This window comes from Micromonospora sp. CPCC 205546, assembly GCF_036902715.1.
Lineage (GTDB): Bacteria > Actinomycetota > Actinomycetes > Mycobacteriales > Micromonosporaceae > Micromonospora.
Map to the genome: position 1 here is coordinate 1 of NZ_JBAKHL010000165.1, position 1,010 is coordinate 1,010.

General features: G+C 70.5%; 1 protein-coding gene and 1 pseudogene. Both read left to right on the plus strand.

Annotated features, from left to right (window positions below):
• Positions 1–110 precede the first annotated feature (110 nt).
• Positions 111–914: a 2-keto-4-pentenoate hydratase gene (locus V6U77_RS29850; RefSeq protein ID WP_334610072.1), complete on the plus strand. Its 804-nt coding sequence runs from the start codon at positions 111–113 to the stop codon at positions 912–914.
• Positions 911–1,010, plus strand: a pseudogene (locus V6U77_RS29855) (acetaldehyde dehydrogenase (acetylating)); the annotation flags it as partial. The gene V6U77_RS29850 and the pseudogene V6U77_RS29855, both read left to right, overlap by 4 nt.

The following is a 1,010-nucleotide window of genomic DNA, read 5'->3' on the forward strand; positions in this document are numbered from 1 at the left end:
AAGGCGTCGGGTATCGGGCGTGAGGGTGGCGTGCATTCCCTCGATTTCTATTCCGAGCTGACCAACGTCTGCGTGGACCTGACATGAGCGAGCCGGGGCGAGGAGCCGACATGAGCGTTGACTACGAGGCCGTTGCCGGGGAACTGATCGAGGCCCGGGAGTCCGGCAAGCCCTGCCCGCCGCTGCGCGGGCGGCTGCTGCCGGAGGGGGACATCACGTCGGCGTACCTCGTGCAGCAGCTCCAGGTGCGAAAGTGGTTGCAGCGCGGTCGCCGCCGCGTCGGCGCGAAGACCGGGCTCACCTCCCGGGAGGTGCAGGAGGCATTCGGCGTCTTCCAGCCGGATTCCGGGGTGCTGCTGGACGACATGGTGGTGCCCGACGGGGCCGAGGTGCCGTTGGAACGGCTGTTGCAGCCCCGGGTGGAGGCGGAGGTCGCCTTCGTGCTCGGCGCGGATCTGCCCGACGAGCGGATCACCAGCGTGGACGTGATTCGCGCGGTCGACCACGTGCTGCCGGCGATCGAGATCGTCGACTCGCGGATCGCCGACTGGAAGATCTCCATCGTGGACACCGTGGCGGACAACGCCTCCAGCGGGATGTTCGTGCTCGGCACCACGCCGCGTCGGCTCGCCGACGTGGACCTGCGGCTGTGCGGCATGGTCCTGGAGCACGCCGGCGAGCCGGTGTCTGTCGGCGTCGGCGCCGCCTGCCTGGGCAACCCGCTGCACGCACTGCAGTGGCTGGCGCGGCGGATGGCCAACTGCGGCGACCCGCTGCGCGTCGGCGACGTGGTGCTCTCCGGGGCGCTCGGCCCGATGGTGCCGGTGACCCCCGGCGCGGCGTACGAGGCGCGCATCTCCGGCCTCGGCTCGGTGCGGACGTGCTTCTCCCGGGGCGAGGAGCGCTCGCCGTGACCGTCGGTGTGGCGGTGATCGGGTCGGGCAACATCGGCACGGATCTGATGATCAAGGTGTTGCGGTTGTCGGAGTCGTTGCGGATGGTGGCGATGG

Excerpts from the sequence above, each read along its gene's own strand:
- V6U77_RS29850 (WP_334610072.1), top strand. The coding sequence starts at position 111 with ATGAGCGTTGACTACGAGGCCGTTGCCGGGGAACTGATCGAGGCCCGG.